This is a genomic window from Polaromonas sp. P1_E3, assembly GCF_056405935.1.
In genome coordinates this window covers 1-1030 of the sequence record NZ_JBFUBD010000673.1, presented here as the reverse complement: position 1 = coordinate 1030, position 1030 = coordinate 1, and the positions used below count along the sequence as shown (strand labels likewise).

Genomic DNA, 1030 nt, shown 5'->3' with positions numbered 1-1030 from the left:
CTGCGGGATGTGGTGGTCTTTCCGCACATGGTCATTCCCCTGTTTGTAGGCCGCCCCAAGAGCATCAAGGCGCTGGAGTCTGCCATGGAGGCCGAGCGCCGCATCATGCTGGTGGCGCAAAAGGCGGCTGCCAAAGATGAGCCTTCGGTGGAGGACATGTTCCAGGTGGGCTGTGTTGCGACGATCCTGCAGTTGCTGAAACTGCCTGACGGCACCGTCAAGGTGTTGGTGGAAGGGCAGCAGCGCGCCAGCGTGAACAAGATCGAAGAGGGCGAGCAGCATTTCACGGCCAATGTCACTCCTGTTGAGACTGTGGTGGTGATCGCCGGCGACAAGACCAGTGAGATTGAAGCGCTGCGACGCGCCGTGATGCAGCAGTTTGACCATTACGTCAAACTGAACAAGAAAATTCCTCCTGAAATATTGACGTCAATCTCCAGCATCGACGATGCGGGCCGCCTGGCCGACACCATTGCGGCGCACCTGCCGCTCAAGCTGGATGCCAAACAGGTGATCCTGGACCTTGACAATGTCAAGGCCCGGCTTGAAAACCTCTACGAGCAGCTCGAGCGTGAAGTCGACATTCTCAACGTCGACAAAAAAATCCGCGGGCGAGTCAAACGCCAGATGGAAAAAAACCAGCGCGATTTCTACCTCAATGAGCAGGTGAAGGCGATCCAGAAAGAATTGGGCGAAGGCGAAGAAGGCGCGGACATCGAAGAGATCGAGAAAAAGATCAAGACGGCCAAGATGCCGCAGGACGCCCGCAAGAAGGCTGAGAGCGAGCTCAAGAAGCTCAAGCTTATGTCGCCGATGTCTGCCGAGGCAACAGTGGTGCGCACCTATATCGACGTGCTGACCGGCTTGCCGTGGAGCAAGAAGACCAAGATCAAACACGATCTGGGCAACGCAGAAAACGTTCTGAATGAAGACCACTATGGTCTTGAAAAAGTCAAGGACCGCATTGTTGAGTATCTCGCGGTGCAGCAACGCGTGGACAAGCTCAAGGCACCGATCCTGTGTCTGGTAG

At 55.9% G+C, this 1030-nt stretch carries 1 protein-coding gene; it reads left to right on the top strand.

All coding sequences use genetic code 11. The features are described from left to right. A partial coding sequence (locus AC1D0Z_RS22685; RefSeq protein WP_477660390.1) for an LON peptidase substrate-binding domain-containing protein occupies window positions 1-1030 on the top strand: 1030 nt, incomplete at both ends.